Source organism: Scleromatobacter humisilvae (assembly GCF_023231945.1).
In the GTDB taxonomy this organism is placed as follows: Bacteria; Pseudomonadota; Gammaproteobacteria; order Burkholderiales; family Burkholderiaceae_C; genus Scleromatobacter; species Scleromatobacter humisilvae.
In genome coordinates this window covers 843,076-856,887 of the sequence record NZ_JAJLJH010000001.1, presented here as the reverse complement: position 1 = coordinate 856,887, position 13,812 = coordinate 843,076, and the positions used below count along the sequence as shown (strand labels likewise).

Here is a 13,812-nt window from a genome sequence, read left to right as displayed (position 1 = left end):
CCATTCGGAGCACTTTTCGTGACGGAGTCGGCGCCGTTCGCCAGGGGCGCGCCGCCACATCCTGTCACGCCACGGCCGGGCTCGCCATTTGCCGATGAGCAAGTGAAACCATCCGGAGGTGAGCCATGATTTCCACTGTCTCCAGTCCCCAAGCGATACCGACCTCGCACCCCGCGCCCTTCGACAAGGGCTGGGTGCCGCAGGGCTACATCGGACCCGTCGCCCTGCCCGGCACCGGCCGCATGGTGTTCTGGACCGGCCGCATCGCGATCGGCCTGCGCTGGGCACCGCCCGAGCGCGTGCAGCACTGATCCGATCCGCGCGCCGGCACCTCGCCGGTGCGCGCCTGTCCGCTGTCTCGCGCGGCGCGCGCGAGCGATCGAACTCATGCCTTGCGCGCCGAGAGACCAAAAAAAATGCCCCGCTCGGCGGGGCATTTCTGTCTGCGGCAGCGGATGCTCGTCGCATCCGCTGCACCGGCGCTTACTTGACGATGATGTCGTTGCGCACGCCCTGGACGCCGTTGGTGTCGCGCGCGAGGCGCTCGGCCATCATGCGTTCGTCGTTGGACTTGGCGAAGCCGGACAGCTGCACCACGCCCTTCATCGTGTCGACCTTGATGGCCATGGCGCTGACAGTCGGGTCTTCGGCGAACTTGGCCTTGACCTTGGTGGTCACGGCGGAATCGTCGACGTAGGCGCCCACGGTTTCCTGGTGGCGTTCGACGGCGCAGCCGGTGGCGGCGACGAGGGTGGTGGCCGCGACCATGGCGGCGATGGCAAGACGAGTGATCATGTTGTGCTCCTGTGCAATCGTTGTGGATTTGGTCATTGAACGATAGGCCGGCCTGCGTCCGGGCGCGATAGGCGGACAGCGGGTCGCCCTGTCGGACGGCACCGACACCGTGCTGCAGCCGCACATCCGGCGCTAACCGACGTTTGCAGGCGGCCGCGGGAAGCTGCTCGGGCCCAGAAGCGTTGCAACGTCGCGCGTGGAGTCGACGGCGTCCTGCACGTGATCGGGCAACGGCAGCCGCGCCGTGATCGTCGTGCCGTGCCCATGCTTCGACTTGATCTTGAGCTGGCCGTGCGACGACTGCACGCGAAAGCGCATGCCCGCCAGCCCGTGCGCCGCGGCGCGCGCGGCGGCCGGATCGAAGCCGATGCCGTCGTCGCGCACGGCGATCATGGCCCAGCCGCCGTGTTCCGACAGGCTCACGTCGACGGTGGACGCGCTGGCGTACTTGGCCGCGTTGGTGAGCGCCTCCTGCACGAGGCGGTACACGGTGAGCTTGCCGGCGTCGTCCAGCGGCAGCTCCTCGATGTCGGTGCGCACCTCGATCTCGCTGCGCTCGGCGAACTCGGTGCACAGGATCTCGAGCGCCGCCTTCAAGCCGAGATTGTTCAGCGACGACGGCCGCAGGTCCTCGATGATGCGGCGCTTCAGCGCGATGCCTTCGTCGAGCGTCTTGACGAGATGCATCATGCGTTCGAGCACCTCGGGCGGCGCGCCGGTGAGCCGGCTGCGCATGCGCGCGACATCGAGCTTGGCGGCGGTGAGCAGGCCGCCGAGCTCGTCGTGCAGCTCGCGGGCGAGGCTGCTGCGTTCGTCCTCGCGCGCGGTCTGCAGGTGCTTGGCGATCTGCGTGATGTCGCGCGTGCGGCGTTCGACCTCGACCTCCAGCCGGTCGCGCTCGAAGCGCAGCTGCGCGGCCCGCTCGACGCGCTCGTCGTCGAAGCGGCGCGCCTGGCGCGCGTACAGCAGCAGCGCGGCCAGGCTCAGCACCACCAGCGCGGCGATGCCGATGCGCGAGAACAGCAGTGTCTCGGTGAGCAGCTCGCGCGACTCGTCGATGCGCGCCGTCTCCACGCGCGCCATGTTGCGCGCCTGGCCCTCGATCGCAAGCATCGTCTCGCGGCCGATGTCGGTCAGCACGACATCGCGCCAGCCTTCGCTGGCCTTGTTGTCGAACATCGTGACCGTCGTGTCGAGCTCGGACATGCGCTGCCGCGTCAGCTCGTCGAGCTTCCTGACGTCGGCGCTGCGGTCCGGCCACGCGGAGTAGATCTGCGCCAGCCTGGCGAGCTGCGCCTGCACCTGCGCGGCCGCGCGGGTGTACGGCTCCTTGTACTCGGGACGGCCCGTCAGCAGGTAGCCGCGCTGGCCGGATTCGGCCGCGATCACCTCGCGCATCAGCGTGCTGACCTCGACGCGCGCCTCCAGCAAGGCCTCGCGGCTGGCGATGACGCTGCGCGCCCGCTCGTGGCCGATCTCGTTGGTCAGCAACACGGCCAGGCCCAGCAGGAGTGCCACCGGAGCCGCGAAGCGGCTGCGCCGCGCGGTTTCCAGCGTTCTCAGAAATGACATGTCAGGTTCCCCGCTACACTTGAACGACTCGGCCCGCCGCTTGCCCCAACGCGACCGCGTGACACCTCGAGGCGAACAGGCCGCTCGTACCGGCAAGTCGCCGACCCGAATTCAAGTTCATCGATTCCGCGGGAGACTACATGATTCGCGTTGTGATCGTCGACGATCATGCGATCGTTCGCTCCGGCCTTCGGCAATTCCTGTCCGACCACGTCGACCTGCGCGTCACGGGCGAGGCCGCCGACGGCCGCGAGGCCCTCGAGCTCGTCCGTGGCGGCGACCTCGACGTGCTGCTCATGGATCTGTCGATGCCCGACCAGAGCGGCGTCGACGCGCTCGCGGCCATCAAGGCGCGCCGCCCGGACCTGCCGGTGCTGATCCTCAGCGGCTTCCCCGAGACGCACTACGCGACCACGCTGCTGCGCCAGGGCGCCAGCGGCTACCTCAACAAGGGCTGCGATCCCGACGACATCGTCAAGGCGATCCGCACGGTGGCGATGGGCCGCCGCTACATCACGGCCCAGGTGGCCGAGATGCTGGCCGACGGCGCCGCGGGCGCCGCGGGACGTCCGCCGCACGAAGGCCTGTCCGAGCGCGAGCTGCAGGTGTTCCTGCGCCTGGCCAAGGGCGAGACGGTGGGCCAGATCGCCGAGGGCATGTTCCTCAGCGTGAAGACGGTCAGCACGTATCGCGCACGCACGCTCGAGAAGCTGCAGCTCGAGACCAACAGCGACCTGACCTACTACGCGCTGAAGAACGGACTGATCCAGTAACGTCGACGGCACGGTCGGACAGGCGCCTCGCCCGAGGCGTCCATTGACCGCCATCGTGCGGATCCTCAGGACGGCCGCGCCGCGCGCGCGACACAATGGTCGACCAGCGCGTCGATCTCGCCCGACTTGTCGAACACCGCGCTCGCGCCGAGCGCCAGGCACTGGCGCCGGATGTCGGCGGTGGCGTAGTTGGTGAGCACCACGCGCTCGAAGGGCGCGTCGGCTTCGTGCAGCGCGCGCAGCACGCCCATGCCAGAGCCCTGGCGCAGGAAGATGTCGATGATCGCGATGTCGCAGCGGTTGCCGGCGTCGCTGAGCCAGGTGAGGGCGCCGGACTGGTCCACGGCGGTGCCCACCACCTTCACGGGGGCCATTTCCTCCAGCGCGGCGATCAGGTTCTCCTGGATCACCGGGCTGTCCTCGACGACGAAAGCCAACAGGTTCGACATGCCACAAGCCGGTCCGCCGACGATGCCGGCGCGACCTTCTGCTCCACATTGTGCAACGATCGGCATGATGCCGATCAGGCGGGGCGCTTGCTCGCGGCGCCTCCGTTGCGGCGCTTCGATGGCGCCGCGCAGCTCGTCCGCTCGATTCAATCGTTCGGGACGTCTCCGGAGGCGAGATGTTGCCAGGTCGACGGAAACGCGGCCTCGTCGCCGAGGTTGTCGTCGGCATGCAGGTCGAACGGATCGCCGATGCTGAGCGTGGCGCCCGGTTCGAGTTTCGCGTCGTGGCCTTGTCCTGCAGAGAAGTTGTCCATGTCTGCCTCCGTCTTGTGGGCGACCGCTCTGGCGAGCGCTTGTCTACCGTCAGGCCAGTTTGCTCAGGCGTGGCGTTGCTGAACATAGGTAGACCGCCACACCCCTTGTCGGACGCGACCTACAGCGCCACAGAACGAGGGGTGCGCGCGCGTCACGCGTGCGAGCGGGGAGGGCGCTGGGCGATTTGTATCAAGCGGTGCGGGCGTTGTCGGTCTTGACCTACTCGCGGCCGGATCAGGCCTACCGGCGATCGGCTCATTCGCCGATTTGGTGCATGCGGTTCGGGGCGTACCTTAGAGCCATGACTACCTACACCACCCCCCACTTCGCGACCGGCGTCTCCGACAGCAACCTGCGTACGGAGCCTTCCCTGAATCGCGCTCGCCCCGCTTCGGCGGCCCCCTACCGCACGGCTGGCGTCACCAACGAGGCCGCGCTGATGGCCGACGGGAAGACACCCGACTGGCAACCGGGCGCGGCCAAGGGCGGCGTGCCCAAGGCGGCGATCGGCGCGCTCGGCGCGGCGCTGGTCGGCGGTGTCGCGCTGGCCATCGTGCTGCTGGCGCCGTCGAACAAGGTGACCAAGCAGGTCATGCCCGACCCGATCGCGACGGCCACGGCGCAGAACGCCGCGGCCCAGAAGTCGGTCGACTCGACGGACGCGGCCGTCAACCAGATGGAGAAGAATGCGCCGGCCGCGGGCGATGCCTCGTCGCAGCAGGCCGCCGCGCCGGCCGCCGATGCGGCCACCCCGGCTGCTGCGGTCCCCGCGCCCGCCCAGGCCGTGATCCCCGCTGCGCCGCCCGTGGCCACCGCCCCGGTCGCCCGCGTGCATCCGACGCCGGCTCCGGCGCCGCGCGTCGCGCCGCGCCCGGTGCAGCAGAGCGCCCCGGCCGTGACGCCGGACACCTCTGCCGCCCCGGTGGTGACGCCGCCAGCCGACGTTCAGCCGCCAGCAATGCAGCAGACACCTGACGCGCCGACAGTGACCCCGTCGGTTCCGACCCCTGCGCCGACTCCGGATACCCCGGCCCCTACCCCGGCTCCGGCGCCAAGCGAGTAAGGTCGGTCTGAGCAGGAACCCCGCATCGGCCTCGTGCCGATGCGATTTCGGAGAGCCCTCATGACGTTGCACTTCGACTGGTCGCATGTCCCGCACTGGCTGGCCCACCGCCACGTCAACCGGGCCGTCACGCTCGTGCTCGGCGTCATCGGCGTCTCCCTGCTGTTCAGCGCCTTGCGCGTGATCGATGCGGCCGTCTCGGGCGCGCTGATCGAGAGCCCGGCGCTGTCCGTCACGCCGGCCAGTTCGCGGACGGCGGTGTCGCCCGAAGTCCTGGTCGGCACGGAGCCTCCGGCCGCCAGTGCGCCGTCCGACATCAACGCTGTCGAAGTCCCCGACGCCACGGCCGAGGCGATCAGCCTCTGACCCGCCCGTCTCGCTCGACCCCTGAAACCGCGCGCCGCGCGGTTTCTTTCATTTACCGCCTGGGGCTAGCGTCGATTGAACCTTGACCCGGATTGAAGTAGCCTGCCACCCTTTCGCCACGAGCGTTTCCGCGAGCGTGGGCAGCAGGTGGCGCAGCTTGGACGCGACGGCCGAATTGGCGGCCAGGATCGTCCAGCCGTCATCGTCCAGCGGGCCGGCACGCAGGTGCTGGCGCAGCAGGCCGGGCAGCACGTCCGCAAGCGCGTCCAGGCGCGCCTGCGACGCGCGCACGCGCGCCAGCAGGCTGGACAGGCCGCCGTCGCCCGCGAGGCTCTCGCCGAGGGGCCGCGCGAGCGGCACCAGGGACTGCCGGCTCGGCAAGGGCGCATAGAACGCCTGCGGCCGGGGCGCGTTGGGTTTGTCTGGTCGAGGCGGGGCCATTTCTCTGGAGAGTGTAGCGATGCAAATAATGATCACCCACGGCGGCATGTCCCGCACGCGGGTACTGCACGTCAGTCCGGTATCGGTCGTGCTGTCGGTGATGGCCCTGGTCATCGCCACGCTGGCGCTGTCCGGCGCCATCTACCACTACTTCTTCCTCAAGGCCGCGCGCGAGGGCTGGCCGGTGGTCAGCCAGCTGGTCAAGCTGGTGGTGCACGACGAGAGCGCGCAGCGCGACAAGGTCATGCGCGAGAACCTGGACGCGATGGCCCAGAAGGTCGGCGACATGCAGGCGCGCATGATCAAGATCGAGGCGATGGGCGACCGCGTCTCGGGCATGGCCGGCCTGAAGCCGGAGGACCTGTCCGGCGTCACGCGGCCCAAGGGCGGCTCGGGCGGTCCCTTCGTGCCGATGACCAATCCCGGCTACAACGAGCTCAACGGCGCGCTGGACGCCCTGGCCGAGGCCGCGGGCGAGCAGAGCGACGTGCTGACGCTGACGGAGTCGCGCCTGCTCGAGTCGCGCCTGAAGACGCTGATGATCCCGAGCAGCCGTCCGATCGACGTGGCGGTGGGCTCGGGCTTCGGCTTCCGCGCCGACCCGTTCACCGGCCGCGGCGCGCTGCACACCGGACTCGACTTCCCGTCGCCGGTCGGCACGGAGATCCACGCGGCGGCCGGCGGCGTCGTGCGCACCGCCGAGATGCATCCCGAGTACGGCCTGATGCTGGAGATCGACCACGGCAACGGGCTGATGACCCGCTACGGCCACACGTCGAAGATCCTGGTCAAGCCGGGCGACCTCGTCAAGCGCGGCCAGGTCGTCGCCGACGTCGGCACCACCGGGCGCTCCACCGGGCCGCACCTGCACTTCGAGGTGCTGGTGGACGGCATCCCGCAGGATCCCCAGCGCTTCCTGGCCGGCCCGAACGCCAAGCCGACCGTGCAGACGGCGGCCGGCAATTCGACCCCGTTGGGAGCAGAACACCGCTGATCCGCCAGGGTCGCCGCCCTGAAGGGAGGTGACCCCGAATGCTACACTTCGCCGTTTTTCGCCTCCCGGGCGAGCCTGGCCCCTGGCCGGCTTCCTGGCGTGCGCCGGCCGCTGTTTCTCTCGGGGATTACGCGGATCCGTCGTACGGCGGCCTTGCCCTCGCGCGTCGCGTCCCCAGATGCGCCGCAGTGCGAAGTCGCCAGAAGGCTTCGAGAATTTGCTTGCCACCCCTGGCAGGCCCGCGGCTGACAGCCGGCTCCGCCAAAACCGGCCGCCGTGCGTTGTCCGCGGCCTGTCTTCCCGGCCCAGAACCCACGCATGTTGCCCAAGCTTCTTACCCAGATTTTCGGTAGCCGAAACGATCGCCTGCTCAAGCAATACAGGCGCGTCGTCGAGAAGATCGCCACGTTCGAGGCCCCCGTCGCGGCGCTGAGCGACGAGGCGCTCAAGGGCAAGACGGCCGAGTTCAAGGCGCGCCTGGCGGAGGGCAGCACGCTCGACGACCTGCTGCCCGAGGTCTTCGCGGTCGTGCGCGAGGCCGGCAAGCGCGCGCTGAAGATGCGCCACTTCGACGTCCAGATGATCGGCGGGATGACGCTGCACAACGGCAAGATCGCCGAGATGCGCACCGGCGAAGGCAAGACGCTGATGGCCACGCTGCCGGTCTACCTGAACGCGCTGTCGGGCAAGGGCGTGCACCTGATCACGGTCAACGACTACCTCGCGCGCCGCGACGCCGAGTGGATGGGCCGCCTCTACAACTACCTCGGCATGACCGTGGGCGTCAATGTGCCCGGGCTGTCGCGCGAAGAGAAGCAGGCCGCCTACAACGCCGACATCACCTACGGCACGAACAACGAGTTCGGCTTCGACTACCTGCGCGACAACATGGTCTACGAGACCGCCGATCGCGTGCAGCGGGGCCTGAACTTCGCCATCGTCGACGAGGTCGACTCGATCCTGATCGACGAGGCACGCACGCCGCTGATCATCTCCGGCCAGGCCGAGGACCACACCGAGCTGTACGTGCGCATCAACGCCGTCGTGCCGGCGCTCAAGCGCCAGATCGGCGAAGCCGATCCGCGCACCGGCGAGGGCGTCATCGAGCCGGGCGACTTCACGGTCGACGAGAAGGGCCACCAGGTCACGCTGACCGAGTCGGGCCACGAGCGCGCCGAGGAACTGCTGACCGCCGCCGGCCTCCTGGTGGAGAACGCCAGCCTGTACGACGCGGCCAACATCTCGCTGATGCACCACGTGTACGCGGCGCTGCGCGCGAACCACCTGTATCACCGCGACCAGCACTACGTCGTCGCCAACGGCGAAGTCACCATCGTCGACGAGTTCACCGGCCGCCTGATGACGGGCCGCCGCTGGTCGGACGGCCTGCACCAGGCCGTCGAGGCCAAGGAAGGCGTCGAGATCCAGAGCGAGAACCAGACGCTCGCCTCGATCACGTTCCAGAACTACTTCCGCATGTACGCCAAGCTGGGCGGCATGACGGGCACGGCCGACACCGAGGCCTACGAATTCCAGGAGATCTACGGCCTCGAGACCGTGGTGATCCCGCCGAACCGCCCGACGCAGCGCAAGGACGAGCTCGACCTCGTCTACAAGACCGCGCGCGAGAAGTACCTGGCGGTGGTCGAGGACATCCGCGACTGCGTCAACCGCGGCCAGCCGGCGCTGGTGGGCACGACGTCGATCGAGAACTCCGAGCTGCTGTCGGGCCTGCTGCAGAAGGCGCAGATCCCGCACCAGGTGCTCAACGCCAAGCAGCACGAGCGCGAGGCGCTGATCGTCGCGCAGGCGGGCCGTCCGGGCACGATCACCATCGCGACGAACATGGCCGGCCGCGGCACCGACATCGTGCTGGGCGGCAACGTCGAGAAGCAGGTCGAGCACATCGAGGCCGACGACTCGATCGCGCCGGAAGACAAGGCGCGCCAGATCAAGCAGCTGCAGGACGAGTGGGCCGCGATCAACGCGCAGGTCAAGGCCGCCGGCGGCCTGCGCATCATCGCCACCGAGCGCCACGAGTCGCGCCGCATCGACAACCAGCTGCGCGGCCGCTCGGGCCGCCAGGGCGATCCGGGCGCGTCGCGCTTCTACCTGTCGCTGGAAGATCCGCTGATGCGCATCTTCGCGGGCGACCGCGTCAAGGCGATCATGGAGCGCCTGAAGATGCCCGAGGGCGAGGCCATCGAGGCCGGCATCGTCAGCCGCAGCCTGGAAGGCGCGCAGCGCAAGGTCGAGGCGCGCAACTTCGACATGCGCAAGCAACTGCTGGAGTACGACGACGTCGCCAACGACCAGCGCAAGGTGATCTACCAGCAGCGCAACGAGATCCTCGAGGCGAAGTCGCTGGTCAACCAGATCGCCAACCTGCGCGAAGGCACGATGGACGACCTCACGCGGGCGTTCGTGCCGGCCGAGAGCGTCGAGGAACAGTGGGACCTGCCGGGCCTGCAGAAGGCGCTGCTGTCCGAGTACCTGCTGGACGTCAACCTGACCGAGCTGGTCGAGAAGGCCGACTCGATCAACGACGAGGAGATCGTCGAGGCCGTGGTCAAGGCCGCGAAGGCGGCGTTCCAGGTCAAGCTGGACATGGTCGGCGAGGAGCAGTTCACGCCCTTCATGCGCATGGTGCTGCTGCAGAACCTCGACTCGAACTGGCGCGAGCACCTGGCCGCGCTCGACTACCTGCGCCAGGGCATCCACCTGCGCGGCTATGCGCAGAAGAATCCGAAGCAGGAATACAAGCGCGAGGCCTTCGAGCTGTTCTCCACGCTGATCGACACCGTCAAGACCGAGGTCACCAAGGTGCTGCTGACGGTGCGCGTGCAGACGCAGGAGCAGGCCGCCGAGGCCGCGCAGGCGATCGAGCAGCGCGCCGAAGTGGTCGGCGACGTGCAGTACACGCACCCGAACGACGACGGCAGCGTCAGCGAGGAGACGGCTCCGCTGAACCGCGGCGCCGGCGCCCCGGGCATGCCGCGCGTCGGCCGCAACGATCCGTGCCCGTGCGGCAGCGGCAAGCGCTTCAAGGAGTGCCACGGCAAGCTGGCATGACAGTTCGATGACGCTGGCCTGAACGCGAGCGTGGTCCCAACAAAGCCGCATCGGTGTCGAACCGCATGCGGCTTTGTCGTTTCCGGCAAGGTTTAGCGCCGACAATCGCTGCCCATGGCATTCGAGAAGAACTTCTTCCCCAGGCAGGTCGTCGAGGCCGGCAATCGCTGGGACTGGGCGCTGCTGCCGCTGGTGCTGGCCGCGCTCGTGCTGGCCGGGCTGGGCGGCGCGGGCATGACCCGGCCCTACCACCTGGGCGACGCGATCCCGCTGTCGCTCGATCCGATCCAGCTGCCCTACTATCTGCTGCGCACGACGCTGCGCATGCTGCTCGCGCTGGTGTTCTCGCTGCTGTTCAGCTTCGCCTTCGCGACCGCCGCCGCGCGCTGGCGGGCCGCCGAGAAGGTGCTGGTGCCGCTGCTGGACATCCTGCAGTCGATCCCGATCCTGGGCTTCCTGTCGATCACCGTCACCGGCTTCATCGCGCTGTTCCCGGGCAACCTGTTCGGCGTCGAATGCGCGGCGATCTTCGCGATCTTCACGTCGCAGGCCTGGAACATGGCGTTCAGCCTGTACCAGTCGATGCGCACCGTCCCCGGTGAGCTGCAGGAGGCCGCGCGCGTGTTCCAGCTGTCGCCGTGGCAGCGCTTCTGGCGGCTCGAGCTGCCGTTCGCGATGCCGGGGCTGCTGTGGAACATGATGATGTCGATGTCGGGCGGCTGGTTCTTCGTGGTCGCGTCCGAGGCCATCGCCGTCGCCGGCCAGAACATCAAGCTGCCGGGCGTGGGCTCCTACATCGCAATGGCCATCGAGGCGCGCAACCTGCAGGCGATCGGCTGGGCGATCCTGGGCATGCTGATCGGCATCGTGATGTACGACCAGTTCCTGTTCCGCCCGCTGGTGGCCTGGGCCGACAAGTTCCGCTTCGAGGAAGGCGGCCAGGAGGCGGCGCCGACCTCGTGGCTGCTCACCTGGTCGCGCCGCACCGAGCGCATCGCCAAGCTGGGCGAACGCTTCACACGGGCGCTGGAGAGCACGTTCACGTGGTTCCGCATCACGCATGACGGCACGTCGATCCGCGCGCGCCAGGCGCCGCACAGCGGCACGATCGCGCGGGCGTGGGACGCGCTGATCGCCGCGGGGGGCCTGTTCGCCGTCTACGAGCTCTACACCTTCGTGCACGCCGAGGTCGGCTTCGGCGAGGTCTGGCACGTGTTCCTGCTGGGCTGCGCGACGATGCTGCGCGTCGTCATCCTGATCGCGCTGGCGTCGGTCGTGTGGGTGCCGATCGGCGTGTGGATCGGCCTGCGGCCTGCCGTCTCGGGGCGCCTGCAGGCGGTGGCGCAGTTCCTCGCGGCGTTCCCGGCCAACCTGATGTTCCCGGTCTTCGTCGTGCTGATCGTGCACTGGCACCTGAACCCCGACATCTGGCTGTCGCCGCTGATGGTGTTCGGCACCCAGTGGTACCTGCTGTTCAACGTGATCGCCGGCGCGTCGTCGATCCCGTCGGAGCTGCGCTTCGCGGCCGGCAACATCGGCCTGACCGGCTGGCTGAAGTGGAAGCGCTTCCTGCTGCCGGCGGTGTTCCCCAGCTTCGTCACCGGCGCCATCACGGCCAGCGGCGGCTCGTGGAACGCCAGCATCGTGTCGGAGTACGTGACCTGGGGCAATACGACGCTCGAGGCCAAGGGCCTGGGCAGCTACATCGCCCACTTCACCGCGACCGGCGACTTCCACCGCATCGCGCTGGGCATCTGCGTGATGTGCGTCTTCGTGATGGGCATGAACCACTTCGTGTGGCGCCGTCTCTATCGCATCGCCGAAGAACGCATGCATTTCTGATGACGACCCCCGCTCGCCTTCGCTCGCAGCCCCCCGAGGGGGCCGCCCGGCTTGCTCCGGAGCGGCCGAGCGCGGCGCCGGGCGTCTCTCCGATCCAATGAGTAGCACAATGGAAAAACACGGCCCTCCCATCATCCAGATCAACGACGTCCGCAAGTCCTTCCGCGCCGCGGACGGCCGCGAGCGGCCGGTGCTCGAAGGCGTCGACTTCACGCTGCGCGAGGGCGAGATCGTCGCGCTGCTGGGCCAGTCGGGCTCCGGCAAGAGCACGCTGCTGCGCATCATGGCCGGGCTGATCGGGGTCGACTCGGGCAACGTGCAATATCGCGGCCAGCCGCTGTACGGGCCGGCGCGGGCGATCAGCATGGTGTTCCAGTCGTTCGCGCTGTTCCCGTGGCTGACGGTGCAGCAGAACGTCGAGCTGGGCCTGGAGGCGCGCGGCATCGCGCGCGAGGAACGCGCGCAGCGCGCCGAGGCTGCGATCAGCCTGATCGGGCTGTCCGGCTTCGAGGGCGCGCTGCCGCGCGAGCTCTCGGGCGGCATGCGCCAGCGCGTGGGCATTGCGCGCGCGCTCGTCACGCAGCCCGACGTGCTGCTGATGGACGAGGCCTTCTCGGCGCTCGACGTCCTCACCGGCGAACGCCTGCGCGACGACATCCTCGAGCTGTGGACGCAGGGCGGCATGCCCACCAAGGCGATGCTGGTCGTCTCGCACAACATCGAGGAGGCGGTGCTGATGGCTGACCGCATCCTGATCTTCGCGAGCGACCCGGGCCGCATCCGCACGCAGCTCTCGATCAACCTGCCGCGCCCGCGCATCGCCGATTCCGCGGACGTGCGCTCGCTGATCGACGAGGTCTACGCGCTGATGACCGTCGGCGCCCGCCGCACCGATCGCACGACGCAGGAGCCCGAGGCGCTGCAGATCTACGATCGCCTGCCCGACGCCGACATCGCGCGCATGGAAGGCCTGCTGGAGCTGCTCGCCGGCCCGCCGTTCCACGGCGAGGCCGACCTGCCCAAGCTGGCCGAGGAATCGGAGCTCACCGACGACGAACTGCTGCCGGTGGCCAGCGCGACGGACCTGCTGGGCCTGGCGCGCGTCCAGAGCGGCGACATGCACCTGACGCTCATCGGCCGGCGCTACGTCGACGGCGACCACGCCGTGCGCCAGGAGCTGTTCGGCCAGCAGGTGCTGGCCAACGTGCCGCTGGCCGCGCACATCCGCCACAGCCTCGAGCAGGATCCGGAACGCGCGCTGCCCGAGCAGCCGTTCCTGCGGCTGTTGCAGCAGCACCTCGATCCGGCCGAGGCCGAACGCGTGCTCAAGACCGTCATCGAATGGGGTCGCCATGGCGAGGTCTTCGAGTACGACTTCCACGCCGGCAGCATCCACCTGCCCGACGACCAGCAGGACGAGGCGGCCTCGCGCAACTCGATCCTCGAATAGGCGACGCGATCGCTTCCTGCACGCCCGCGGCCGACTCGTTCGGCCGTTTTCCCTTGCGCATGTGGTTTCCCACGATTGCCGCTGATTCGCGCGTCCGCTGACACTTCCGACAAAAACAAGAAGAGACCATAACAACAAGAAAGGAAGGTTCCCATCACCAGTCACTCGCACAACGAGCAAACCCCCTCCGCCGCCGAATTGCTGGCGCGCGTCGAGGCCCATCCTCTTTCCGCACCGGTCGATCCGCTCGCCTTCGAGTGCCGGCTGGCCGACGGCAATTGCTGGACGCTCGGGCACGCCGTGCGCGTCGTCCACGAATACCGCCGCTTCCTCGTGCTCACGCAGGTCGCCGGCGTCCAGGTCTGTCCGTCGGACGACGTCGACCAGGCCTGGCACCTCCATATCACCCGCACCGCCGACTACGAACGCTTCTGCCGCGAGGTGGTCGGGCGCTTCCTGCACCACCATCCGGCCGCCGCCGGCGCCGACGAGCACCAGCGCCATCGCGCGATGTATGCGGCGACGCTGTCGCACTACCGGCGCGCGTTCTGCGCCGAGGCGCCGCGCGACGTGTGGCCCGCGGTCGACCGGCGCTTCGGCACGGCTGGCGGGTGCGGCGGCGGAGGCTGCGGCGGCGGGTGCGGCGGGTGAACGCGACGCAGGCCACCCGTCGATTCCGG

At 69.0% G+C, this 13,812-nt stretch carries 14 protein-coding genes; 9 read left to right on the top strand and 5 right to left on the bottom strand.

The genetic code is table 11. From position 1 onward, the window contains the following. Positions 1–125: 125 nt before the first annotated feature. Complete coding sequence (locus LPC04_RS04010) at positions 126–311, top strand: hypothetical protein (RefSeq protein WP_275680892.1); 186 nt, start codon at positions 126–128, stop codon at positions 309–311. Positions 312–483: 172 nt separating this feature from the next. Here the strand turns inward: LPC04_RS04010 and LPC04_RS04005 are convergent, their stop codons facing one another. Further along, complete coding sequence (locus LPC04_RS04005; protein WP_275680891.1) at positions 484–795, bottom strand: BON domain-containing protein; 312 nt, start codon at positions 793–795, stop codon at positions 484–486. Between the two features lie 132 nt (positions 796–927). After that, the gene (locus LPC04_RS04000; protein ID WP_275680890.1) at positions 928–2,367 is read right to left on the bottom strand and encodes a CHASE3 domain-containing protein; all 1,440 of its coding nucleotides are present in this window, start codon (positions 2,365–2,367) and stop codon (positions 928–930) included. Positions 2,368–2,507: 140 nt separating this feature from the next. Here LPC04_RS04000 and LPC04_RS03995 point away from each other — a divergent pair, with 140 nt between their 5' ends. Beyond that, on the top strand, positions 2,508–3,140 hold the full coding sequence (locus LPC04_RS03995) for a response regulator (protein ID WP_275680889.1): 633 nt from the start codon (positions 2,508–2,510) through the stop codon (positions 3,138–3,140). A gap of 65 nt (positions 3,141–3,205) precedes the next feature. Here LPC04_RS03995 and LPC04_RS03990 read toward each other — a convergent pair whose 3' ends face one another. Together LPC04_RS03990 and LPC04_RS03985 are read right to left on the bottom strand one after the other, a co-directional pair. After that, positions 3,206–3,589 carry a response regulator gene (locus LPC04_RS03990; RefSeq protein ID WP_275680888.1) on the bottom strand — a complete coding sequence of 128 codons (384 nt, stop codon included), beginning with the start codon at positions 3,587–3,589 and terminating at the stop codon, positions 3,206–3,208. A gap of 146 nt (positions 3,590–3,735) precedes the next feature. Continuing rightward, positions 3,736–3,903, bottom strand: a complete 168-nt coding sequence (locus tag LPC04_RS03985; protein ID WP_275680887.1) for a hypothetical protein — start codon at positions 3,901–3,903, stop codon at positions 3,736–3,738. 302 nt (positions 3,904–4,205) lie between these two features. Between LPC04_RS03985 and LPC04_RS03980 the strand changes: the two genes are divergently transcribed. Together LPC04_RS03980 and LPC04_RS03975 are read left to right on the top strand one after the other, a co-directional pair. Beyond that, on the top strand, positions 4,206–4,967 hold the full coding sequence (locus tag LPC04_RS03980; protein WP_275680886.1) for a hypothetical protein: 762 nt from the start codon (positions 4,206–4,208) through the stop codon (positions 4,965–4,967). 60 nt (positions 4,968–5,027) lie between these two features. Beyond that, a complete protein-coding gene (locus LPC04_RS03975; RefSeq protein ID WP_275680885.1) occupies positions 5,028–5,333 on the top strand; it encodes a hypothetical protein in 306 nt (101 codons plus the stop codon). 48 nt (positions 5,334–5,381) lie between these two features. Here LPC04_RS03975 and LPC04_RS03970 read toward each other — a convergent pair whose 3' ends face one another. Then, the gene (locus tag LPC04_RS03970; RefSeq protein ID WP_275680884.1) at positions 5,382–5,774 is read right to left on the bottom strand and encodes a DciA family protein; all 393 of its coding nucleotides are present in this window, start codon (positions 5,772–5,774) and stop codon (positions 5,382–5,384) included. 19 nt (positions 5,775–5,793) lie between these two features. Between LPC04_RS03970 and LPC04_RS03965 the strand changes: the two genes are divergently transcribed. The 5 genes from LPC04_RS03965 to LPC04_RS03945 all read left to right on the top strand — a co-directional run bounded on the left by LPC04_RS03965 (position 5,794) and on the right by LPC04_RS03945 (position 13,783). After that, a complete protein-coding gene (locus tag LPC04_RS03965; protein WP_275680883.1) occupies positions 5,794–6,768 on the top strand; it encodes a M23 family metallopeptidase in 975 nt (324 codons plus the stop codon). Positions 6,769–7,086: 318 nt separating this feature from the next. Next, positions 7,087–9,840, top strand: a complete 2,754-nt coding sequence (secA, locus tag LPC04_RS03960) for a preprotein translocase subunit SecA (RefSeq protein ID WP_275680882.1) — start codon at positions 7,087–7,089, stop codon at positions 9,838–9,840. A 114-nt stretch (positions 9,841–9,954) separates the two neighbouring features. After that, positions 9,955–11,682, top strand: coding sequence for an ABC transporter permease (locus tag LPC04_RS03955; protein WP_275680881.1), 1,728 nt, complete (start codon positions 9,955–9,957; stop codon positions 11,680–11,682). A gap of 109 nt (positions 11,683–11,791) precedes the next feature. Further along, positions 11,792–13,132 (top strand): ABC transporter ATP-binding protein, encoded by a 1,341-nt coding sequence (locus tag LPC04_RS03950; protein WP_275680880.1) that lies wholly within the window; start codon positions 11,792–11,794, stop codon positions 13,130–13,132. 198 nt (positions 13,133–13,330) lie between these two features. Further along, positions 13,331–13,783: a glycine-rich domain-containing protein gene (locus tag LPC04_RS03945; RefSeq protein WP_275680879.1), complete on the top strand. Its 453-nt coding sequence runs from the start codon at positions 13,331–13,333 to the stop codon at positions 13,781–13,783. The last annotated feature ends 29 nt before the right edge of the window (positions 13,784–13,812 follow it).